The 24,511-nt window shown below is 40.5% G+C and carries 16 protein-coding genes and 2 tRNA genes; 12 read left to right on the top strand and 6 right to left on the bottom strand.

Annotated elements, in window-relative coordinates; translation table 11 throughout:
• Positions 1-135 precede the first annotated feature (135 nt).
• From KJA62_RS01560 to KJA62_RS01530, 7 genes are all read left to right on the top strand, one after another.
• On the top strand, positions 136-1,071 hold the full coding sequence (locus tag KJA62_RS01560) for an ABC transporter permease (RefSeq protein WP_213318289.1): 936 nt from the start codon (positions 136-138) through the stop codon (positions 1,069-1,071).
• Entirely contained in the window at positions 1,055-2,731 is a 1,677-nt protein-coding gene (locus tag KJA62_RS01555; RefSeq protein ID WP_213318288.1) for a peptide ABC transporter substrate-binding protein, read from the top strand. Before KJA62_RS01560 ends, KJA62_RS01555 begins: the two co-directional genes overlap by 17 nt.
• Positions 2,731-3,585 carry an ABC transporter permease gene (locus tag KJA62_RS01550; RefSeq protein WP_246481876.1) on the top strand — a complete coding sequence of 285 codons (855 nt, stop codon included), beginning with the start codon at positions 2,731-2,733 and terminating at the stop codon, positions 3,583-3,585. Before KJA62_RS01555 ends, KJA62_RS01550 begins: the two co-directional genes overlap by 1 nt.
• A complete protein-coding gene (locus tag KJA62_RS01545; protein WP_246481875.1) occupies positions 3,578-4,495 on the top strand; it encodes an ABC transporter ATP-binding protein in 918 nt (305 codons plus the stop codon). The genes KJA62_RS01550 and KJA62_RS01545 overlap by 8 nt, the downstream gene beginning before the upstream one ends.
• A 1-nt stretch (position 4,496) precedes the next feature.
• Positions 4,497-5,252, top strand: coding sequence for an ABC transporter ATP-binding protein (locus KJA62_RS01540; RefSeq protein WP_213318287.1), 756 nt, complete (start codon positions 4,497-4,499; stop codon positions 5,250-5,252).
• 159 nt (positions 5,253-5,411) lie between these two features.
• On the top strand, positions 5,412-6,155 hold the full coding sequence (locus KJA62_RS01535) for a DUF1186 domain-containing protein (RefSeq protein WP_213318933.1): 744 nt from the start codon (positions 5,412-5,414) through the stop codon (positions 6,153-6,155).
• 49 nt (positions 6,156-6,204) lie between these two features.
• Positions 6,205-7,617 carry an anion permease gene (locus KJA62_RS01530; protein ID WP_213318286.1) on the top strand — a complete coding sequence of 471 codons (1,413 nt, stop codon included), beginning with the start codon at positions 6,205-6,207 and terminating at the stop codon, positions 7,615-7,617.
• Between the two features lie 11 nt (positions 7,618-7,628).
• Here the strand turns inward: KJA62_RS01530 and KJA62_RS01525 are convergent, their stop codons facing one another.
• Complete coding sequence (locus KJA62_RS01525) at positions 7,629-8,552, bottom strand: hypothetical protein (RefSeq protein ID WP_213318285.1); 924 nt, start codon at positions 8,550-8,552, stop codon at positions 7,629-7,631.
• Positions 8,553-8,697: 145 nt separating this feature from the next.
• Here KJA62_RS01525 and KJA62_RS01520 point away from each other — a divergent pair, with 145 nt between their 5' ends.
• The 3 genes from KJA62_RS01520 to KJA62_RS01510 all read left to right on the top strand — a co-directional run bounded on the left by KJA62_RS01520 (position 8,698) and on the right by KJA62_RS01510 (position 13,021).
• Positions 8,698-10,389: a diphosphate--fructose-6-phosphate 1-phosphotransferase gene (locus KJA62_RS01520; RefSeq protein WP_213318284.1), complete on the top strand. Its 1,692-nt coding sequence runs from the start codon at positions 8,698-8,700 to the stop codon at positions 10,387-10,389.
• Between the two features lie 83 nt (positions 10,390-10,472).
• Positions 10,473-11,321, top strand: a complete 849-nt coding sequence (locus tag KJA62_RS01515) for an alpha/beta hydrolase family protein (RefSeq protein WP_213318283.1) — start codon at positions 10,473-10,475, stop codon at positions 11,319-11,321.
• Positions 11,322-11,359: 38 nt separating this feature from the next.
• The gene (locus tag KJA62_RS01510; protein ID WP_213318282.1) at positions 11,360-13,021 is read left to right on the top strand and encodes a diphosphate--fructose-6-phosphate 1-phosphotransferase; all 1,662 of its coding nucleotides are present in this window, start codon (positions 11,360-11,362) and stop codon (positions 13,019-13,021) included.
• Here KJA62_RS01510 and KJA62_RS01505 read toward each other — a convergent pair.
• From KJA62_RS01505 to leuS, 4 genes are all read right to left on the bottom strand, one after another.
• Positions 13,019-13,092 (bottom strand) — tRNA-Met (locus tag KJA62_RS01505). The two genes, KJA62_RS01510 and KJA62_RS01505, sit on opposite strands and share 3 nt — an antisense overlap.
• Positions 13,093-13,104: 12 nt before the next feature.
• A tRNA-Met gene (locus KJA62_RS01500) sits at positions 13,105-13,177 on the bottom strand.
• 27 nt (positions 13,178-13,204) lie between these two features.
• A complete protein-coding gene (locus KJA62_RS01495) occupies positions 13,205-14,518 on the bottom strand; it encodes a 3-deoxy-D-manno-octulosonic acid transferase (RefSeq protein WP_213318281.1) in 1,314 nt (437 codons plus the stop codon).
• Complete coding sequence (gene leuS / locus KJA62_RS01490; RefSeq protein ID WP_213318280.1) at positions 14,515-16,986, bottom strand: leucine--tRNA ligase; 2,472 nt, start codon at positions 16,984-16,986, stop codon at positions 14,515-14,517. The genes KJA62_RS01495 and leuS overlap by 4 nt, the downstream gene beginning before the upstream one ends.
• Before the next feature lie 326 nt (positions 16,987-17,312).
• Here leuS and KJA62_RS01485 point away from each other — a divergent pair, with 326 nt between their 5' ends.
• Both KJA62_RS01485 and KJA62_RS01480 read left to right on the top strand, forming a co-directional pair.
• Positions 17,313-18,290, top strand: a complete 978-nt coding sequence (locus KJA62_RS01485) for an alpha/beta hydrolase family protein (protein ID WP_213318279.1) — start codon at positions 17,313-17,315, stop codon at positions 18,288-18,290.
• A 155-nt stretch (positions 18,291-18,445) separates the two neighbouring features.
• Positions 18,446-19,960 (top strand): FAD-dependent monooxygenase, encoded by a 1,515-nt coding sequence (locus KJA62_RS01480; RefSeq protein ID WP_213318278.1) that lies wholly within the window; start codon positions 18,446-18,448, stop codon positions 19,958-19,960.
• Between the two features lie 9 nt (positions 19,961-19,969).
• On the opposite strand, the gene KJA62_RS01475 is transcribed toward KJA62_RS01480, so the two are convergent.
• Positions 19,970-24,412, bottom strand: coding sequence for a hypothetical protein (locus KJA62_RS01475; protein WP_213318277.1), 4,443 nt, complete (start codon positions 24,410-24,412; stop codon positions 19,970-19,972).
• Positions 24,413-24,511 lie beyond the last annotated feature (99 nt).

The following is a 24,511-nucleotide window of genomic DNA, read 5'->3' as shown; positions in this document are numbered from 1 at the left end:
TTTTCAGAAAATCTGAGGAATGGCGTTTTAGTTGTATGTAAACTTTTAAAAGGGCTTTTTCCTGGAATTCTGGTTGTTCGAAGGCTCTGTTGAACGAAAGCTTACCCTTCTCCTGGATGAAATTAGAGATTCCCTATGAAAAGGTATCTTAAAAAACGCTTCTTGTATAACTTCCTTTCCTTGTGGATAGTCATCTCCCTGACTTTCTTGATCATGCGCACCATCCCAGGAGACCCTTTCAGCAATGAAGAAGCTAACGCTCTTTCTCCAGAAACCCTAGCCATGCTCAAAGCTCATTACGGACTTGATAGACCGTTAATTGTTCAGTACTTCAAATATATAAATTCTGTACTCCACTTTGACTTCGGCCACTCCCTGGTCTACAAAGATAGAACTGTTTTTGATATCATCAAAATGGGGTTTCCTGTATCCGCAATTCTAGGCCTAGAAGGCTGTGCTTTGGCTATCTTTGGGGGAATTGCTCTAGGAACCCTTTCTGCTATCAAAGAACGATTCATTGGGAATTGGATTTTATATACCTCAATACTGCAAATATCTCTACCTGGGTTTGTTTTAGCAACACTTCTACAGTACCTGTTTGCTGTTAAATTTTCCTTATTCCCCATAGCTTGCTGGGGAACATTTGCTCATACTATTCTTCCTTCGCTTTCCCTTTCTCTGACTCCCATGGCCTTTATCACTAAACTAACAACAACTTCTGTGAAAGAAGCTTTGTCTACGGACTATGTCTTACTTGCTTTCTCAAAAGGGATCAAAAAGAGCTCTATTATCCTCAGGCACATTATTCCTTACGCTATCTTTCCTACAATCTCCTATGCTTCTTTTTTAGTTACAGCCGTCATGACAGGAACTTTTGCTATAGAAAATATTTTCGGCATTCCAGGACTCGGCAAATGGTTCATTTACAGCATCAAACAAAGAGATTATCCCGTTATCCTTGGATTAGCTGTCTTTTATGCCTTCTTCTTCATGACAGCTTCGTTATTAACAGACCTCATACAAGCATGGATAGATCCTCAACTACGTCGAAACTATGAAAACAACAACTAAATCATCTTTTTATAAATTCGCTTACAGGTGTGGAGGATTTACAGCTCTCTTTTCGTTTTCCCTTATTCTCCCGTGCTGCCATAGGACTTGTGCACCAAAAACACAAAATAACCTTATAGTTTCTATAAACAATGATCCGCTATCCTTAGATCCTCGCCAGGTAACATTGTCTAGAGATCTTTCCCTCATGAAGAATATTTACGAGGGATTGTTTCGTGAACACGCCTCTGGGTTACAGCCTGCAACAGTGGAAAGCTACCACCTATCTGAGGACGGCACCATCTATACCTTTTTCTTAAAAAAGACTCTCTGGAGCAATGGAGATCCTGTTACAGCCCAAGATTTTGAAGAATCTCTTGTTCAACTTCATAGTTCCGACTTAATGCCATCAAACCCCTCTCTGTTGTTTAGTATCAAAAATAGCAAAGCCATCCGCGCAGGCTTTCTACCTAAAGAATCCTTGGGAGTAAAAGCTTTGGCTCCCGATATATTGCAAATTACTTTGGAAAGACCTCTTTCCCATTTTTGCCACATCCTAGCCCATCCAATATTTTTCCCCGTCCATAAATCTAAAAGAGATACATATACAAAAAAACACGTAGAAAACGATGCTGCATTCATCTCTAATGGTCCGTTTATTATCTCAAAGTACAAAATGCAAGATATCATAGAAATATCTAAAAACCCCCTTTACTGGGACGCTAGCCAAGTAAAATTAGATAAAGTCAGTTTCAAAGTTTTTCCGGACGCCTACACTACGCATAACCTTTTCAAACAAGGCGAAGTGCACTGGGAAGGTAGCCCATGGAGCATCCCTATTCCTAACGAACCTATGAAACAATTGGAAGAATCAGCGCCTCATGCTTTACACTCGTTTCCTGTAATGGGTACAGCTGTTCTGATCTGCAATACAAAAAAAACCCCTAGTAATTCCATAAATCTCAGAAAAGCCTTAACCTATGCCATTGATAGAGAAGCCTTGTTATCCCTCGCCGGCAGATATAATTCTGTTGCCTATAGCTTCTTGCCTCCAGCTCTTTCTCAAATAAAATCTCACCCAAAAAGTTATCTCTCCCGGGAGGAAAGAGAATCTATGGCTCGAAGTTATTTCGAAAAAGCAAAAGAGGAACTTTCTGAAAAAGAGTTAGAAGAATTATCTATCATTTATCCCATGGAATCTAAAATCTTTGCTTATGTCATCCAAGAAATTCAACAACAGTGGAAAGAAGTTCTGAACTTCTCTGTGCCCATTGTCGGAACAGAGTACCATAATTTTATTGAAAAACGAAAACAAGGATCTTATACGATAGCATCTGGAGGGTGGATCGCAGAATATTCTCATCCTCTAGCCTTTCTCTCCGTCCTAGGGGATCCAGATAAAAATACAGCCCCAAGGCATGCTTCCAAGTGGAAAAATCGTGCTTTTGACGCAGTCCTCGGGCAACTATACTCCTCTCAAGAAGAAGACATTAAGACCCTTATCACCCAAGCAGAGGAAATTATCCTTTCCGATTATCCAATCATTCCTCTATACCACTATGGTTACATGTATGCTGTCAACTTACCTATGAAAAATATTTACGCTTCCCCTCTGGGAACCTTGGATCTAAAGTATGCAACTATAGATCGTGAACCCACCCTAACAAGCGCGAGATCCTAATGACTTTCATTCGAACAGCCTCTTACATCTTTTGGAAAAAAGCGGCACCTGGAAAAAAAATGTTTTTGGCTGGAATAGGCTTGCTTTTTTTGCTAACAGTTTACGCATTTGTTTTTTCCAAAATTTTTCCTAGTTACGAAAAAACATGCTTAGAAAAAGCTCTTAGCCAGCCATGTAAAGAATTTCCCTTTGGAACAGATGGATTAGGCCGCTGCATGTTATCAAGGACTACCCAGGGCGTAAAAATATCCATGACGGTAGCTCTATCTGCTACATTTATAGACCTAGTGATTGGATTGTTATGGGCTACATTGTCTTTAGCTGGCGGCAAGCGCATAGACTTTTTCCTCATGCGCTTGACGGAGATTCTCCACTCCATCCCTAAGACTCTAGTAGTAATCTTATTCCTCTTGGTCTTCAATAAGGGTTTTTTCCCTGTGATTTTAGCAATGGCTGCCACGGGATGGATACCTATGGCAAGAATTATTCGAAATCAATTTTTTCTTCTCAATAACCAGGGCTATGTTCTAGCCTCTAAAGCAATGAATGCAAGCATCTTTCATATTCTTTTCCATCACCTCATTCCCAACACTATTTCTCCCATTCTATCCACAATGATTTTTACTATTCCATCAGCCATTTATACTGAAGCTTTTATTAGCTTCCTCGGATTAGGAATTCAACCACCAAAAGCTAGTCTAGGAACACTTGTCAAAGATGGTCTAAATGCCTTAGACTACTATCCATGGTTATTTTTCATCCCCGCAGCTTTTCTCGTTGCTCTTTCTATAACTTTTAACTTAATAGGAGAAGGGACAAAACTTATGCTACAAAAGGAAGAGTATTTTGGATAATCCTTCTACCCTTTTAAAAGTTCATGAGCTATCTATCTATCATGAAACAATGTCTGGTAATTTTGTCCCAATTGTGAAGGATATTTCATTCTCTATCCGCAAAGGAGATCGATTTGCATTGGTCGGTGAGAGCGGTTCTGGCAAGACCATGATTTCTAAAGCTATAACCTCTTTCCTGCCAAAGAAATGCACAGTTTCGGGGAAAATTTTATTTGATGATACAGATCTTTCAACACTATCTCCTAAAGATATCCATAAATTAAGAGGAAAAAGAATCTCCTACATTCCGCAGAATGCTATGGGGGCTCTGACGCCATCAATGAAAGTTGGAACTCAACTTACAGAGCCCCTAATACATCATCTAGGCTTGAGCAAGGAAGAAGCCTTTGAGAAAGCCCTAAACCTTCTAGAAAATGTGAAAATAGCCAACCCTAGACGATGTTTATCCCTTTACCCCTTCGAACTCAGTGGAGGTATGAGACAACGCATAGTCATAGCCATTGCTCTATCTTGTAAGCCTGATCTCATTATAGCTGACGAGCCTACAACTGCTTTAGATTCTGTTTCTCAATGGAAAGTTCTCTCTATCCTCAACAATCTATCCAAAAGATACCAATCTTCATTGTTCCTTATCACCCACAACTTATCAATTGTCCCAGAACTATGTGAGTATGTAGCTGTTATGCAATCAGGTAATATTATAGAAATAGGTCCTGTCAAAAAGGTGTTCTCCTCGCCTGCGCACCCTTATACACAAAAACTCTTAGACTCTTTTACTAAAATCCCTTGGGCAATTCATCATCATAAACGTATTTTGACGACCTCTAACAAGTGCTCAGAATCCGAAAATACTACACTTCTTCACAACGTCACACTTTTAGAAGAACCTGTTACAACAACCAACTACTAGTATGAAATCTCCTCTTCTTCACATTTCCAATCTCAATTATTCCTCCAGAGGACACACTATTTTGAGCAATGTATGTCTGACAATGTTTGAAGGGTCTTGCCTTGCCTTGGTAGGTGAAAGCGGATCAGGAAAATCCTCATTGGCTATGGCCATCATGGGCATCATCAAACCCTCTTCTGGAAATATTAACTTTGTCAACATTCACTCGCTGCACAAGGTTGAATCTGTCCAAATTATCTTTCAGGATATCCATGCCTCTCTCAATCCCTCTATGACTGTAGAGAAAATTATCTGTGAACCATTAAAGATTCTGAAAAAAAAATCTAAGAAAGAAATTGAATCCCGATTATTTGAAGCCCTGGAACTGGTTAACCTCCCAAGAGATATTGTCTACTCCATTCCAAGTAAGCTTAGTGGGGGACAAAAGCAACGAGTCGCTATAGCAAGAGCTATCATTACCAACCCACGACTTCTTATCTGCGACGAACCTCTTTCCTCTCTAGACACCCCAAACCAAATAATAGCTTTAGAACTTTTCAAAAATATTAAAGAACAAAGAAATCACACTATATTGTTCATAACTCATGACATGCCTGCTGCCTACTCCCTAGCTGATGAGATTGCTGTCATGCATAAAGGCTCTGTTGTTGAAAGAAATGTCAAAGAAGATCTTTTCCAATCACCTAAGCACCCTCACACTAAAGAACTCTTATCTTCTATCCCACATTTCTGTCTACAATCCCATGTATCCTCGTAATTTAAATACCAGCAAAAGATAGTTGGGAATGCACGGAAAGAAGAAATATGATATCCTGCTGATCCCTGATTGTTCCTCAGTTGTAGACAAAAGATTGACATGAAGAGTCTGACCATGTAAATCCAAGGCTAGGCTCTAATGATGGAGACTAGTAGAAACATGGATATCTCTCACATTTTGGAAGACTTGGCTTACGATGAGGGCATCCTTCCAAGAGAGGCTATCGAAGCGGCAATTGTCAAACAAAAGCAAATCACTCCTTATCTCCTAAATATTCTAACAGAAGCTACTAGGCAGGTCCCAGAGATTATCGAAGATCGCAACTACCAAGGGCATCTCTATGCTATGTACCTCCTAGCACAATTCCGAGAAACACGGGCTCTCCCTCTGATTGTAGAACTTTTTTCTTTCTGCGATGACACGCCACATGCCATAGCCGGAGATGTGCTTACGGAAGATCTCGCCAGAATCATGGCTAGCGTTTGCAACGACGATAGTTACATTAAGCAGCTAATAGAGACTCCAGGAATTAATGAATATGTAAAGGCTGCAGCATTGACAAGTCTCACTATACTCGTTGGCGTCGGAAAAATGGACCGAGATTCCCTTATTGAATATTTTGGAGAATTGCTCAACAATAAGTTAGAACGCTCTCATTCCTTTGCCTGGGATAATCTCATAGCAGCATCCTGCTCGCTATACCCAGAAGAAATTTATCCTGCCATTCGTCAAGCTTTCGAAGACAACCTTGTCGACACAGCTTTTATCAGCTTGGAAGATGTGCGCAATATATTGGATGAAGAATCCTTAGAATCTTGTCTTTACGAACTTCATTCAGCAACAGAATTAATTAATGATACATTGGAAGAAATGGAAAAATGGTTAGAGGATTTCTCCTTATAGCCTAATTTTTCTCTACACTTCTTCTTTTAATTTGTAATGAGTTTACACAATGAATAAACAACGCAAGTTCTTTTCCCTACTATTCCTCGCAGGGTTATTTACTGCTCTGTGGTTCTCTCCAAAACCAGTTTCTATAGAACAAAACGCCTGGCAGCTCTTCGCTGTCTTTGCAACAACTATCACAGGAATTATTCTTCAGCCTGTTCCTATGGGAGCTGTTGCCATTATCAGCATATCACTGCTTTTGCTTACAAAAACCCTTTCCGTTGAGCAAGGACTATCAGGGTTTCATAACCAAGTTGCTTGGCTAGTGTTTTTATCTTTCTCTATAGCCAAGGGTATTATTAAAACAGGACTGGGCGAGCGAGTAGCATACTTTTTCGTTAGCATTTTGGGGAAAAGTCCTTTGGGATTAGCCTACGGACTCACCATTACTGATTTTCTTCTTGCTCCAGCTATTCCCAGCGTCACGGCTCGTTCGGGAGGAATTATTTACCCCGTAGTCATGGGACTCACCAATTCCTTCGGCAGTACAGCAGAAAAGGGAACGGAAAACCTTATAGGCTCTTACTTAGTCAAGGTAGCTTACCAAAGTTCAGTAATTACCAGCGCTATGTTCCTAACAGCTATGGCAGGCAATCCTCTTTTGGCTGCTCTATCTCAAAACGTTGGCATCTCTTTATCTTGGTCATTGTGGGCTAAAGCTGCATTCTTACCAGGAATATTGAGTCTAATAGCGATGCCTTTAGTACTCCTGAAATTGTATCCACCAACAATAACCTCCTGTGAAGAAGCTATACGAACTTCCCAACTAAAACTCAAAGAAATGGGCCCCTTACGCAAAGGAGAAAAAATTATTTTATCCATATTCTTCCTTCTCGTAACCCTGTGGACACTAGGCGATTTCTTGGGAATATCAGCAACTACTGCTGCTCTTATAGGGCTATCACTGTTGATCATCTTCAATATCCTTGATTGGCAAAAAGATGTAATAGGAAATACTACAGCATGGGAAACATTTATATGGTTTGGGGCTTTGATTATGATGGCCTCTTACCTAAATCAACTGGGATTTATCCCTACTCTGGGCGACTCCATAGTAAAAGCTACATCGGGACTGTCCTGGCACATAGGGTTTCCAATCCTATTCATTGCCTACTTTTACTCTCACTATCTCTTCGCTAGCAATACAGCCCATATCGGCGCTATGTATCCAGTGTTTCTGGCTGTAGCTGTGTCTATGGGTGTGGATCCTATATTTTCTGTTCTTGCTTTTAGCTTCTCTAGCAACCTATTTGGGGGTTTGACTCATTATGGATCAGGACCTGCGCCTCTATTTTATGGGTCAGGACTCGTCTCTATCAAAGAATGGTGGCTGTCAGGGTTTATGCTGAGTATTGTGAACATTTTGGTTTGGATAGGTATTGGCTCTCTTTGGTGGCGAGTTTTAGGAATAATCTAATGCTAAAATCTTCATAAAACCGTTGGTAGGAAAGTAATAACTACTTTTTTACCAACGACCTTTCCTGTTATCTTCGCATAAAAATTCTTGAGAAGAGATACAAGAGGATTTCGTTGGTTTTTCTTTAATACTATTTCAAGAGCTCCCGAGTATCGAAGCATAAAGTAGAAAATTTGGTCCAGAAGTTGTTTAAGAATAAAAACCTCGTCTCTGCTCCATTTAGCTGAGGAGGCTTGATTTAATAAGTTTACACAACGAACATTGCCATTTCCTTCCCGAAAAGACACCCATGCTGCACCCTCTTTTAGTCTTATAAAAAGAGTATGTAAAGGTCTTTTAAAAATCGCTGTGCTAATACCGACTAAGACTTTCCCAAAAATCTCTCCATCCATGTTTGCCACAATACTTCCAGGAAACTCCTTCCAACAACATGGCTCTTCCAAATAATAAGAAGCAGAAACCTGGAAAGAAAGTGCGCAACTCTTTTGCAAAAAATCAAAATAATTCAACATCGTCGCTTCTTTGAGGCTGGGCGCTAAAAGAAAAACAACCCTAATAATTCTTTCTTCTGGGAAAAACCCTTGTAAGACACTTAAAACAAAAGAAATATCTTTTTTTAAACGAAAAAGCTTAAGTCTGGGCAACTGAAAGCAAAGTGGACGTTTTTCTCTGTCTAAAGAAAATTCGCAAAAACTTTCCTCCAGGACTAAAGACAGGTTTACATTCCCTCCTAAAATCAACACCGCCATCCCCGCAGACGAAGCTTGCAAGGCACCACCTATACGACGCACATGTTGTATAAACTGTTCTCTCTCTGCGTTGGAAAGCTTAGATTCTAACGACAGGTTAACGGAGATCCTTTTTCCTCCCTCAGTGATAACTACACAATCTTCCAAAGAAGAAAGAAAGGGTCCGTAAGAAAAGATTTGCGTCATTTTCCATTACCTGAAGTTTACCAATAATCAAAATAGTAGCCCCTCTTGTACAGATAAACGATTTTAGCAAAAAAGTCCGGCAATTCCCATTGTAACGAAACAAAAAATTTGCTTAGCTTTATATAAAAAACACACAAGAGTACGCATGCCCTATATAACTCCTGAAGAATGTTTGTCCAGTTTTTCTCCAACACTTCCTAAGGAATTACGAAATCCTGAGCTTTTAGTTACCATTCCTGCTCCAACTTGTAAAGCGTGTTCCTCAAAAACCGGCGACCAAACAGATGAGATCACACAAAAAATTCTCCTTGCCTTCCCACATATCTCTAAAGGAGGTTACGTCAAGGCAGTTAAACAAGGGTCGCCAGAACATAATTGCCCTTTGCGAGTGGGTATCATGCTTTCTGGAGGGCCTGCTCCTGGGGGACATAATGTACTATCAGGCTTGTTCGATGGGTTAAAAAAGATTCATCCAGACTCTATCCTCCTGGGCTTTATAGAAGGCGGCCAAGGAATTATTAATCAGGAATATGTAGCCATTTCGTCGGAGTTTCTGCATTCCTACCGTAATTCTGGAGGGTTTAACATTATAAGCACTGGAAGACAATCTATAGTAACAAAAGATAATAAAAAAAAATGCTTGACGGCTGCCCAGAATCTAGATCTTGACGGATTGGTCATTGTCGGAGGAGATGGCTCCAATACTGCTACAGCAATATTAGCCAATTACTTTGCAGAAAACAATTCTAAAACTACAGTCGTTGGAGTACCCAAAACTATCGATGGGGACATACATAGCAAATACTTAGAACTTCCTTTTGGATTCGATTCTGCAACCAAATTCTATTCCAATCTTATAGGGAATATCTCCAGAGACGCGCTCTCCTGTCAGGCACATTACCATTTTATCAAGCTCATGGGCAGATCCGCCTCTCATATCGCTCTAGAGTGCGCCTTCCAGACACACCCCAACATGGTGTTAATAGGTGAAGAAATTGCTGCTAAGAATCTCTCTTTAAAAGCTATTGTATCTGAAATTTGCACCGTAATAGCTGAGAGAGCTTCTATTGGAAAATATTATGGTGTTGTTTTAATACCTGAGGGTATTATAGAGTTTATCCCTGAAATTAAGCTCCTTATAGAAGAAATCAATAGTCTCCCTACGTCTGAAAACATAGAAAACTTACTTTCAGAAAAATCGCAACGCCTACTACAAAGCTTTCCTAAAAAAGTGCAACATCAGCTCCTCAGCGATAGAGATGCTCATGGCAATGTTTATGTGTCCAAAATTAGCGTTGATTCCTTCCTTATTTACTTGGTGGAAAAAGAACTAAGGGAAAATTTTAAAAACGTTCCCTTTAATGCTGTTTCTCACTTCCTAGGTTATGAGGGACGGTGTTGTCTACCTTCAGCTTTTGACAATGACTACGGATACGCTCTAGGAGTGGGAGCTGCAGTTCTAGTCAAAAATAAAAACAACGGTTATTTATCCTGCATTGATAATCTCATGTTGACTCCCGAGAACAGAAATTTCCGTGGTGTCCCTATCTCAGGTATGCTTACGCTATTAAAAAACGCTAGTGGTGAGACAATTCCTATGATTAAAAAACATTTGGTAGATATTTCTTCACCTGCTTTTCAAAAACTCGAACTCTATCGAAAGATATGGAGCCTTGAAGATTCTTACAGATTCCCTGGTCCCCTTCAAATTCAATACCCCCCAGAAACATCTTCAGACACATTTTGCCCATTTACCCTATTAATCAATAAGTTAGACGATAATTACACGACAAAAAAGCCTGCCCTTAACCATCGCTGCATAGAAATTCCCGATTAAAAAGTCTCGACTAATTATTTGTTAAAAACTACATTACGGGTCGAGTTTAAAGAGAGTCTGAGGGCAGGCAGAAAATATACTTTATGAATCTTTCCATAGCAGAGCATGTAACAACAAAATATGAAACAAGGACTTCGGTTTCCGTGGTCTCCGTTAGAGACACAAAGTTGTTTGGAATGCTTCATAAGCCGTTGCATGTGAGGACCCCTCCTCTCGTTCTAATTTTTCATGGGTTGGCATCTCACAAATATGGGCGAAGGAGATATCTTGTGCATCTAAGTTCGATGCTTGCGTGTAAGGGCTGTGCTTGCTTGCGTATGGACCTGCCGGGCTCTGGCGATAGCGAAGGTTCTCTTTCAGACTTTTCTCTACAAGATTTCCAAAATGCTTGTCGAGACGTATTGGCTTTTGCTTCGTCTATAAATGGCGTAGATACTTCTCGTGTAGCCGTCTATGGGTCATCTCTAGGGGGATCATTGGTCACGTCGATAGCCAAAGAGTTCTCTTTCCTAAAAGGTATCGTCCTGTGGGCATCAGTAATGAGAGGGTCTGTGTGGCTAAAAGATTCCTTACATCTGCCCATTTTCCAAAAAACACACTCAAAAACGGCTCAAAATACTTTTGTGTATGAAGGCTACCCTCTTTCCCGAGAGTTCCAGAAAGAGTTTCTTCTTTTGGATGTTCTTTCCGACGCAGCTGGTCTGTCAGAGAATATTCCTCTCTTGTACTTACAGTCGGAAAATGATCCCTTAGTTTCCTCGAAACACGGAGACCTCTTTGTGAACTTTTTCACGAACAAAGGCCATGAAACTAAACGTATCATCTATCCAGGCTCAGAGCATCATTTTACTGAAAGTCCGCACTACGAGACTATTCTTTCCGACATAACGGACTGGTTAGAGTATAAATTAAATCCTTCTAAAGAAAAGTAAAAAGCCTTACATCTGAAACCACTAAACTACTTCACATCATGGAATTACTTTCCTTAAACAAGAGCTATTTCGAGCTGCAGAGACTGCGTTATCGGCCAGAAGCTTTATCTTTCCTTGAAACTATTCGCTTCTTACATATCTTACCGACCCTTCACACCCCCCACGCATCTCCAGAATGTGAAGAAGAATTAAAAAAAACTCTCCCTTTCCTCAGTTCCGTCCCCACTGTCACCTTGGTCAAAGGAGACGATTCCCCTTCGTCACCATTACGGATTGGTGTTCTTCTCTCCGGGGGACAGGCTCCTGGAGGACATAATGTTGTCATTGGTTTATTCGAAGCTCTCAAAGTTTTTAATAAAAAAACTAAAATCTTCGGATTCATTAAAGGTCCTTTAGGACTGATCCAAGGGGTATATAAAGAGTTAGACGTTGCCACCATATACAACTATTACAACACTGGAGGTTTTGATATGCTCTCCTCCAGTAGAGAGAAAATCCACACTGAAAACCAGAAATCATCCGTACTTAAAACGGTGAAAAAATTAAAACTTGATGGGCTTTTAATCATAGGCGGAGATAACTCCAACACAGACACGGCCATGCTCGCTGAGTATTTCCTCTCCCATAATTGCAAGACTGTCGTTATCGGCGTCCCTAAGACTATCGATGGAGACCTCAAAAACCGTTGGATAGAAACCCCTCTTGGTTTTCATACCTCTTGCTCAACATACTCCGAAATGATCGGAAATCTAGCCAAGGATACTTTGTCGATAAGAAAGTATCACCATTTTATCCGCCTGATGGGGCAATCTGCGTCCTACACTACCTTGGAATGCTCCTTGAGGACTCATCCTAATATAGCTTTAATTAGTGAGTCTCTCGCATCGGAAGGAAAAACTCTGAAGGAAATTAGTTTCAGAATAGCCGAGATCTTATGGCGGAGGTCTCAAGAAAATAAAAATTATTCTATTATTCTCATTCCCGAGGGACTTATTCAGCACGTAAAAGACACCAAAAATCTGCTCATTGAACTGAATGCTCTCATCGCTCAAGGTGAATTAACTCCAGAATCCATAGTAAATCAACTTTCTTCTTACTCCAAACAAGCTTTCTTCAACTTACCAGAAGAAATTCAATCTCAGCTTCTGCTTGCTCGAGATTCTTACGGAAACGTTAGAGTATCAAAAATTGCTATGGAAGAATTACTATCGACAATGGTTAAAGAAGCACTAAAAAGCTTCCCTGACACTGTCCCTTTCCAACCAGTCACCCATTTTTTTGGGTACGAGTCCAGAGCCGGTTTCCCCTCAAATTTTGATGCAAACTATGCCATTACGCTAGGAATCTTTTCTGCTCTTTTCCTTGTTAGAGGGCACACAGGGTATATGGTTACAGTTAAAGGCCTAGCTAAAGAATATTCTCAATGGGAAGGAGGAGGCGTTCCTCTTTTTAATATGATGCATATGGAAAAACGTGGCAGCAATCATGTGGCTGTGATTAAAACGGATGACGTAGACACTTCCAGCACAGCTTTCAAAAAACTGTCACAGACGGAAGAAGATAGGGCCTACAGAGATAACTACTCATTCCCTGGCCCCCTACAGTTCTTTGGAAGCGAAGATCTTTGCGATCAACGCCCTCTAACTTTGCTCACCGAGTGGAATCAAAGACATGTCCGGGAGACCGGAGAGACAGTATAGCGGTAGTCGGACTTGAACCAACGACACGCAGATTATGATTCTGCTGCTCTAACCACCTGAGCTATACCGCCAAAATCGAAAATTAGCGGGAGGAGGATTCGAACCTCCGACCTTTGGGTTATGAGCCCAACGAGATGACCTCTACTCTATCCCGCGATAAGGGGAGAATTCTATGTTAACCCTTTATTTTTTATCAATAGGAATATAGCTTTTTACTTCTTTCCAAGTGTATTCTAACGCCTGGCACTCGTTCTCCAGGAATCTCTTACCTGCAGACACACACGCTTTTGCTTCTTCAGGATCAGATAATATGTGCATCATGTCAGCAACTAGACTCTTCTCATTCCCTAGAAGAATTCCGCAGCCATAGGAAAGAATTTTTTTACCTATTTCGGATTGAGAAAAAATATGGGGGCCAAAAAGCAATGGAACAGCCCTAAATAGGGGTTCTAAAAGGTTATGTCCACCGATTTTAGCATCAAAAGTCCCCCCTACAAAAGCATAGTCCGCAGCGGCGTATAAATCAGCTAATGAACCTATTTCATCGAAAATGATTACATCTTTAATATCAAATGCATCCTGACAACTCCATACACCATATACTACTCCACTACGTCGCAAATCTTCCTCCAACTCCCTACTTCGCTCTATATGCCTTGGAGCAAAAAGAACCTTGAGATGCGGATGAGCCAGCTTCAATTCCATAAAAGTTTTAATCCATAGGTGTTCTTCCACACGATGCGTTGAACCTAACACCAAAAGTTTCTCCCTCCTAGAGAGTCTCAAACGTTCTCTCCAGAACCCCCTAAGCGCCCCATTATCCACATCTAAAGAAAAAGCTGTTTTGATGTTACCTGTTATGCGTATCTTCTCCTCTGGAACTCCGGCACTGATGAAACGTTCCTGCTGTACTTCATCTTGCAAACAAAACAAATCTACCGGAGAAAAACAATTTCTAGCTAAGTACTTGATCGCGTGAAATCTCTTTCTCGACGACTCAGACATACGACCATTAACTACTACGGCCTTGGCTCCAAACTCCTTTGCCGCATGTAAAAAGTTATACCAACAATCCCCTTCAGAGAGAATTACCAAAGAAGGTTTCAAAAATCTAACCACGGGACGGATCACACACCCTAAATCCAACGGCATAACAAAAGTCGATACCCCCAAAGGAGTAAAAAGTTTTTCTGCCTCAGAAACTCCAGCCTCAGTGCAAGCTGTGACAACAGCTTTCGTATCCGGATACTCCTCAAACATCCGACGAACCAGCGGAAGCAACAAACGAATTTCCCCAACAGAAGCGCCATGAAACCAAACCAAGGAGGTATCCTCTGAAGTTGTGCGCACTTCGGGAATCTTAAAACCAAACCGAACACCTATGTCTTTTTTATACTTTCCATAAACAATCATCTTATAAAAGATTTTGGGAAGAGCTATCAAAAAGGCTATAACAAGACCTGTATCGTAGGCTATGCGGAATAATCGTTTTCTCATACAGCAAAACTCACAAGCTTTCCTGGAACTACTATTTCTTTCTTTATTCTTTCACCTTCCAAGTACTTGAAAACAGATTCTTTAGCTTTAGACAAAATTTCCTCCCTGGACTCTTCTACGGAAACTTCTATACGACTTCTCACTTTTCCATTAACTTGAACAACGTACACGACAATCGCTGATACTAGGTATTTATCGTCATAGGTAGGCCATCCAGCATGATCTATCCCCGGTTGATTACCAAAAAGAACCCATAATTCTTCTGCTACATGTGGTGCTATAGGAGCTAATAATTTGAATACTACTTCCAAAGACTCTTTTGGATAAACAGGCAACTTAGAAAACGCATTTAAAAACTCCATAAAAGCTGATGGTATGGTATTCAGCGACAGAGTTTCTATATCCTCAGTAATCTTCTTGATTAACTTGTGAACTAAGACATTTGCATCAAAATCAGCAGGTTGACTACAAACCTTTTCCGAAGTAGATAACTCATATAAACGGTTCAAAAATCTCCTGCAGCCAGCGATACTTTGATTACACCAAAGCTTATTCTTATCCAAAGGCCCAGAAAACATTGCATACATCCTCAAAGCGTCGGCGCCAAATTCTGTAATTATTTCCTGAGGATCTATTCCATTGAGCTTTGACTTAGACATCTTTTCTTGGCGAACTAATAATGCATCTCCTGATTTGGAAAAATACTGCCCATTTCTCTCTACAACATCCTCTGGAGACACATATCCTTTGCCAGGAATACGATACGACGTAGACAACACTAACCCCTGATTAACTAATTTTTTGAAAGGTTCTGGAGTAGAAACCAATCCACAGTCGTAAAACACTCTATGCCAAAATCTAGCATACAATAAGTGCAAAACAGCATGTTCAGCTCCGCCTATATACAAATCAACAGGCATCCAATAACGCTCCTTAGATTCACTCCAAGGGGCTTCATCATTGGTAGCATCACAAAAACGCAAATAATACCAACAAGAACCCGCCCACTGGGGCATGGTGTGTGTCTCCCTCATGGCACGTTTTCCCGTCTTCGGATCTTGAATGTTTACCCACTCAGAAACTCTTGCTAAAGGCCCCTTTCCGAGACCATCAGGCTTGTAGTCACTGACGTTAGGAGGAACAATTGGAAGCTCATCATCTTCCAATACTCTGTATGTTCCGTCCTCAAAATGGAGTATTGGGAAAGGTTCTCCCCAGTAACGTTGGCGAGAAAATAACCAGTCTCTCAACTTGTAGGATACTTTTGCTTTCCCTATCTTCTTTTTCTCAAGATACCTTACTACGTAGTCAGAAGCTCTATCAATAGAGAGACCGTTCAAACAAAAATCTCCAAAATTGCTATTGATACAACACTGAGAATCTGGACAAATGACTCCCTTAATGTCCAAGTTAAACACCTCAGCAAACTCCTTATCCCTTTCATCATGAGCGGGGACCCCCATCACAGCTCCGAAACCATAACCAACCACAACATAATCAGAAATCCACACAGGAATGGACTGCCCGGTAATTGGATGAATCACCATACTGCCACTAAACACTCCTGTTTTGATCTTCCCCTCGGAAACCCTATCTCTCTCGCTCTTTCTCGAAGCCTCGCTCAAATATGCTTCTACAGATTCACGAGTATTTGCACTAATTAAATCTGCCACCAAAGGATGTTCTGGGGATATAACTAGAAAAGTAACACCCGCTAAAGTCTCTGGTCTTGTTGTAAACACTGTCAGAGTTTTGTTCTTTCCTTCAATGGCAAACTGAACCTCAGCTCCCTCGGATCTGCCTATCCAACTTCTCTGTAGCTGCTTAACACTTTCTGGCCAATCAAGTTCGTCTAAACCTTCTAGTAACTTATCAGCATAAGCAGTTATTTTGAGCACCCATTGCCTGAGCATACGTCTCTCTACGGGGTATCCACCCTCCACGGAAAATCCATCTTCTACTTCCTCATTGGACAACACCGTTCCCAACTCTGGACAATAATTGACTGCCATGTCGGCCATGTAGGCTAATCCTTGACTATGGAGAATTGAAAATAACTTTTGCGTCCATTTGAAATATTTCGGGTCGCTTGTAGCAAACTCTCTATCCTCATCGTAAGAAAATCCCATAGCACTGAGCTGTTTCCTAAAGTTAGCTATGTTCTTCTTAGTTATTTCTCCCGGATGTGTGCCTGTGCGGATTGCGTATTGTTCTGCAGGTAAGCCAAAGCTATCCCACCCCATGGGATGCATTACAGAAAATCCTCGAGCTCTCTTATAACGCGCTACGATATCCGTGGCTGTATATCCGATTAAATGACCTACGTGCAGTCCCGCCCCCGAAGGATAGGGAAACATGTCCAAGATATAATATTTTTTTTTGGAAGCATCTTCAAACGCTTTAAACGCTTTTGAATCTTTCCAAAATGTTTGCCACTTCGATTCAATCATAGAGGGATCATAATGCATGATAAACCGTACACCTTAGTATTTAGTCGTTAAGAGATTAGCCAGGAAATTCTACCTCGAACGTATAGAAAAAACAAGAAAGTAACGTGTTGTTCATTGATCTATTGCTCCGCACTCCTTGGTAGATTTCATAAAAATTCCTTTCACAATGAATTGCCCCTTAGGCAGAAACGAAAACATTTAACAAAAAAATCTAATAGAAATAGAATCTCGGTACTAAATTTTTGATTTTGAAGATCTCATTTCCAAAAAACTTCACAAAAGCTTCCAACAGTGGTATGATTCCTCCAACCCACAAATAATTAGCAACTTAAATTGAGTCGACTATGATGTTTTCTGGCTGGCTACCTCTTCTAATCTCAGCTTCGATAGTTATGCCAAGCGCCTTGTTCGGGGAATATAAAGCTAGCCTGCCTGGCGTCCCAGAGGACCTTATAACGATAAACCCCCTCCCCGAGGAGAGCTTTTATCATGAGAAGCGGTATCCTTTTTCGGTGGAAAGCGGAGAAAAAACTCTCATAGGGGTCTATCACAAACCTTTGACAACTCCTCCTCCTGCAGGATTTCCAGCTGTTATCTTATTTCACGGGTTTCGAGGGTCAAAAATAGGCCACGGAAGTTCTTACATTCGGGTAGCTACCAGCCTATCTAAGCGCGGTATTGCAGTGTTTCGCGTAGACTTGGCAGGATGCGGAGACAGCGAAGGTCTTCCCGAAGCTGTTCCTCTAACAGAATATATGAGCAACTGTGAAGATATCGTGGGGAGAATAGCTGAGCATCCAGATATTGATATTAACCGGATCGGCCTGGCGGGGTTTTCCTACGGGTGTCATCTGGCCTTGACTATCGCGAAAAAGTACGATCAAAAGTTGATAAATGTGAAGGCGATTTCTATATGGGCTCCCATAGCTGATGGTACCTTACTGTTCAAAGAACTGCTCGACAAGGTACGTGTAGACTCTCCGGGGCAGGAAAATAATAACATTGGCGAGTTGGTGTCTCTGTGTAAGGAATTTGGGTTCTTATCCTTTCCTCTAGTCCTCATGGAAGGCGATATCAATATTTTGTGTTCTATCCATGATTACATCCTGATCAATCATTTAAGACCTTCCACAAAAATTCTTCATCTTCAAGGGGAAAAAGACCTAATTATATCTGATCAACAAAGGAAGATCTTCCTTTACGGCTCTCCAAAAAATGTTTCTTTTATCCGTTTCCCTGAGACGGGGCATGGCTTTGGAGGATCTCCTCACGAAAAGGCTATAACGGAGACAATAGCTTCTCATTTTGAAGAAGCTTTATGAACCGTCCTTTCTACAGGCATCCTAATTGTCAACTCATTCACACCAAATACGATGTACTGAAAAAAATTCTCACGCAATAAAAGAAGCTTGCTTCTTCTGTTCAAATTACTCTATACTTCACCCTGTAGAATGCTTCAAGATGAGTTCTTTACGTCATGGCCGAAGTTTTGGTTATCGGAGCCAACCCAACAGGGTTAATCCTAGCATCTCACCTCATTGCTAGAGGTTTTTCTGTAAAACTTATTGATCACCGAGAGGGTCCTGACGGACCTGTGGGCAGTTCTGATGCTCAAGATGTTCCCGCTATTCTTTCCTGTTCCTCTCTAGAGCTTTTAGCTGGAATGAACCTTTTAGATGATTTTCCTAACCGGGGACATAAACTTTTGGGCGCTCAGTATAATTGGCATAAAAAGACTATAGCTTTCAAATTCAACCCACCCTCACACTCTGCCACGCCCTACTCCTTATCAACTACTTATAAAACTTTAGAAAAATTTTTAATCGATAAATTTTGCAACCTCGGTGGTGTCATCGATTGGAACATGCGTCCTGTGACCCTTGTCGACAATAATATCTTCATTGAAAAGATTTCTGAAGCTAATAACTTTGAAAACAGAGAGATTTTGTCTCCCAAATGGATCCTAGCGTGCGAATCTGATGATAATCGAAACGTTAGAGAGCTTATAAAAGCTGGTGGTAAATTCAAAAAGCTCACAAAAGAAAGTTGCACGGTCTTTTGTAGAGAGAGCGACCATTTAAGTGATGATTACATTCACATTCTGCCCGCCAATGGAAGCTTCTTGAATTTTGCTTTTTATAACCCGCATTTGGAGAGCCGTGTTCTCTGGTTGTCAGGGGTTTCTCATCCCTCTCCCAAGTTGTGCAAAAAAATCTTATATACTAACAACTTAGTTCTTCAGCCTGAAGGCTCTTCCATCAGAACAACACACTTCTCTTTGCCTGAAAGCCACCATAATATTTTGTTTGTAGGAAACTCTGCTAACACCTTCTCTTTGTCTTACCTTTCTGGAGTCAACAGTAACATACACGCTGCTTGTAACTTGGCCTGGAAGCTCTTGCTGGTACTCAAAAAAGAATCTCCCAAAACGTTGTTAACTTCCAAAGAAGTCAAAGAAAGTCGCATGCTCCCTTACGTCGGCAAACACATGCAGAAAAAGCCTCATCATTTACCTTTCTATGGCTCTCTTTCATCAGCCTTTGTTTACTGGTTTTTAAAAAGCTACTGCCGAGTCTTTCCCGGAAAGAAAGAGTATTATCGCCCACACCAAGCCCTTCGTTACACGAACAGTGCGATCATCAAAAATTCAAGCAAAGAAAAGAATTCTTCTGAATTACGCCCTGGGAGCAGGGCCATTGACATAAAATTAGATGATGGTTCCTTTCTTTTGGACTCTCTTGAAGGTTTTAAACATTTGCTTATCTTCTTTAAGGATAGACCAGAGCTCATAAATGCTATCAAAGAGGAGTACGGTGACTGGATTGAAGTCATCGTAGCTAAAGATCCGAAAATCTTTTCTTCCTACAACGCTACATCGGAAACCTTGTTTGTTATCAGGCCAGATCGTTACATAGGGTACTGCACACATTCTTTCAAATTGCAAGAATTGATATCCTACCTTCTACGCATCTTTGTGAAGCCCGCTGTCTAGAAAACAAACCTATTGGAGCAAGCTTAACTGGTCTTGAGTCTTCTTCACCGCCGCTTTTATCCCGTCTAGAAGTTTTTCGCATTCTACTCGCTCAAGCTCCAGTGCTTGATATTCTTTGGACTTCTCGGATACGATGGCTTTCACAAAGCAGCTCCTCTCCTCAAGCAAATTGTATTCCTGTATTTTCTGTTTTACTAAAAGAGATCTAGCTTTGTTGAAAGATAGTTCCTCCTTCAAAAGATAGATCGGGGAATCTGACAATTTTTTAATAATGCTCTTCAAAAGTCCTTCGTGATTGAAAGAAGGGTCCTGCAATGATTTCTCAACGTAGGCACACAATTCTCTGAGAGATCCACATTCCTTACGAAATTTCACGTGCTCACCGTACACTAACCGTTCTATTTTTTCTCCAGCAACCTTTGCAAAAAAGCTCATACTTGATTTGTTTTCAGATATAACATCTTCACGAAGAGCGCTAAGATCTTCAGAAACTTCTCTGATTTTTTCTACAACATTATCCCCAGTAGTGGAAAATCTCAATCCCACTACTGAAGAAAACTTTTTCTCAAAAGTATTTATTATTGATAGTGCCCCTGAAGCAGGTTTTGCAACAGAAGCTTTCACTAAAGAGTTCTCATCTTCCGCGAGCAGGTCTGTTAAAGTTTTGCCTTGGGCAATACCTTGAGAAGATAACAAAGATGCTATAGACCGGATGACATCATTCAACTTCGCTTTTCCGTTACTAAATACTGCTTTAACCACAGGTGATAGCTGATCACAACCCGCTCGTCTAATCTTACTCAAGGAAGTCGCCAATTCTCCCCCTCGAGTAATTGAAGCACCTTTTAGTGGAGTAAATGCCTTTGAACCACAAAGAACTGATAACGAATTTAAAACATCGCTAATGGAATTATTTTCCATCGCTAGAAATACTTCTCTATCAAAAGCTTCTATAGCTTCTTCCTTAACCCTTTTATCAGAAGAACAAGTCTGTTTAGCTAAATCGATAATTGATCTTGAATATCTCTCGACCAAAACTTGCTCTGACGTCTCATTTTTTTTCGACATAGCTAGCTCTATACTAGATGTAAGATGCTTCATCAAAAGATCGTAGAAGGCACTCTCTCGAATATTTCGATTGTGTAAATCTTTACCTTTGGCTACACGATTATCTAAAGATTCTGAAAATGCTTGCTCATTAGATAGCTTTTGCAAGAGAGTTCGCACTCTATTCAACCTACCTGCCACAGCATCCTCATTAGATAAAAGTTCTTTCTCCTTATCAAGAAGAGCAAGACGCTTTTGCCATTGGGAATCCTGAGGAAAAATTTCTGCAGCAGGAGAGTCTGACTTAAAACCAAAACGTTTGTTCACTTTTCTGTCCAGTTCCCGCTTCCAAGATGTTAACTGTTTAACAGCACTCTCTTTGGTGGCAAGGAAGTCTTTAAACTCTTCACCGGTCGTCGTATTTTCTAGTTCCTTAACAACCTCTTGAGCCCAGGTTCTGTGGCAGCCGTCCAATCCCAGATTCTTTTGCAACTCAGCAAGTCTAACAACATTTTTATCTCCAAAATCGGAATCTGTGATGCAATCTTCAACAGAAAGTTTCAAAGCCACTTGTTCCGTAACCATGGCTTTCGTTTTATTTTCTATTACTTTGTCAAAGATATGGTTAATGCCAATAAAGACAGACCCTACACCCACGAAAAGAATAGGTAGCCACCATAATTGGACGTTGAGTAAAAATATAGCGGCTATAAACATACACAAAGACAATATTGTGGTCGCAACAGACTTTGATAAGTTCCATGCCCTGAGAGATTGTTTCGCTTGCAATGCAAGATTTTCTAATCCGCTTGCTAATTTGTTGCGAATTTTTTTAATTTCTTCAGCAGAGTCTGAGATAACCTTTTCATCAGACTTTGTTAACCCCTTTGACCGGTTGATATCTGAACAAAGTTGGTTTAAACTAAGCTCTTGAGTAGAAGAAGATAATGCCGTCAGAACAGACTGCACTAGGGAAGCATCACCCTTCGCCTCACCCAAAGTTTTTAGGAAACTGTCAGCACTAGAAAACGCCTTCTCTGCGATAATTTCTTCCGCAGAAAATACTTCCTCAAAATCCTCCATGCATTTCCGGAGAGCTTCCAACTTGTCTAAATACCCCGATAAAATATCTTTTACAGGTTGTTGATTCTCGTTAGCAAGAGAAGCTTTTTCTGCATCTTTCCTCTTCTGTATCTCTTCAGCTATACGAGTGCTTCTCTTCGATAAAGTAGAGTCCTTTTCTAAAAGCAATTTTTTAAAGGAAATAGCGTTAGATTCACAACCTCTACCAACTTCCTCTACGCATCCCGAAACTTTTGAAAGGAGAGTGTGAATAGTTTGGTGGAATTCCCCATATTTTAAAACTATGCCCCGAAGCTCCTGAGGAGAAACAAAAACTGACTCACTTAAAGGTCCCTTTTCTCTTCCTATCTGACCTAATTTATCCGCAATTCTTTTTAGTTCGTCCATATTTTGTTGTGAAGAACTTCGGGAAGCAGTTATCACGCTCGTCATCTTCTGTAGTTCTTCCTGAGCTCCCTTGAAGAATAGCTTAGATAGCTGATAATCTTTAAATGAAGTAAAGTCTTTTTCTAAAAGTTCTAACTCATTTTCCAAGACCTGGATGCGTGCAAGAAGAGACGATTTCTCTCCTAAAAGACTCTCAGAAGAATCCGCCCCAGAAACCCCCCAATAACTATCCTCTAGCCGCTTCTTAGCTGAAGACAACAATAAACGACAAGAAAACATTTTTCTTTCTGGAGTCGAAGCTATTGCCTTATTGATCTCAGCTGAGATAGCAGAACATCCCCGGGTCCCCATACGCACTTTATTCAGGAAGGACTCATCCCCAAGTTCGGTAAGCTTTGAGACAAAATTACATTGAGCCTTTCGAAGAATTTTCTGATTTTTTTCCAGCTTCTTCACTTTCTCGATAGTAGATTTCCCTAAGGGAATGTCAATTATGCCATTTTGAATTCGAGATAATAGCTCAAGGAGATGTTGGACACTTTGCTGATCTTTTGTTGTGTTGAGATTGGCCTTAAACGAATGCGTGAGATCTTTCAACTTCTTCGAAAAATCTAGCATTACAGTCTCTGTAGAAGTCGTCTCTGTTGGAGATAATAACATCTGCGTCTCTTCATCAGCACAACCTTTTGTAGGGGTTGCTTCTATCGAAGATCCTATTTCAAAAAATCTTAATTGTCTGTAAAGCAGCTCCAATTCAGACAGAATGCTACCAAAGATAGTTCGATACCTCTGTGCAGATAATCCATCAGATAATAACTTTTGAATTTCGTTCGTTTTTTGGTAGATCTGAGAATATAGCTTTTCAACCGAACTACCTGCTTCAATGTCTTTCTGGAGATTCTCTATAACAACTTCTTGATTAAGAACCACTTCATTAAGACTTTCCAAGGAATGCAATCGACCCAAAATGTCCAATAATAATAAGTTAGAACTTTCTCTAAACAACCTAACTGCATCGGGAAGAGGAGAAAATTCTTTTAAGAGATCCTGATTAAAGAAAATCTTGTCGTAACGCGAAAAATCTTCTTGCAAAGAAGAAATAACCTGAGCCCCATACTTGAAAAGACGTTGTACCTTATCGGATTTTTCAGAGAAATCTTTGGGAGGCATCATCAGGTGCTGAACACCTCCAGCCATAAGAGCACTTAAAGAGACTGATTCCAATGTTTCTGATTCGCATTCCCCCTTAACCAGCTTGTTATTGACATCTGCAACCACTTTCGAAAACTCTTGCCAAGAAGCTACCCTGTTATCTTCTTCCTCCAACAACAAGTCTTGCATTCGATAGCGTAAAGCAAAAGTTTCACCTTGAAGATCGAGAGCATTTATAGTCGAGCAACTATCTTGCACGTCCGCAGATTTCTTTCCAAAAAGCAGCTCATTTCTAAGTTTCTCTAGCCGCTTCTGAAAACCTGACTTCAACCCAGAGAATAATTCTTCTTTTTTGATATCAAACTTCTTAATGAGAGGTTTCTTAGCAATGTTTCCCTTCAAGAGCTGATGACGATAGGCTCTTAAGAATTCGTAGCGGTGAAGTATCTCTTGTCTTTTGTTAGCGATCTTTCCTCCTGCATATCCAATAACCAAGGAAAGCCCCAAGGAAATCACAATAGGAAGCCACAATGGTACTCCAAAAATCATACTCACGGGAATAGCAAAAAATATTGCTGTTCCAACGATCATAGAAATAATCCATGCCACCCTAAGTAATTTCAGCTTCTTAAGGTCTGTTTTCTCCATGGTTTCCAACTCTGATTCTATAGCCTCTAGAGCTATGAAACGAACCTCCATTTCCGAGCGAAACCCAGCAGTTGTGGAGTTTTCAACACTCCTTGTAGAGGTCAGAGATGAAGTTATGGAAGAGATACTTTTCATATACCTTAAAAAATAAAAACATAAGAACTTTAAAGAGAGTATTATACATAAATAAGATATTAAAAACTATTCTATGAATATTAAAAATTCTTAATAAAA

This window comes from Chlamydiifrater volucris (assembly GCF_902806995.1).
GTDB lineage: Bacteria > Chlamydiota > Chlamydiia > Chlamydiales > Chlamydiaceae > Chlamydiifrater > Chlamydiifrater volucris.
This window is presented reverse-complemented; position numbering and strand designations above follow the sequence as displayed.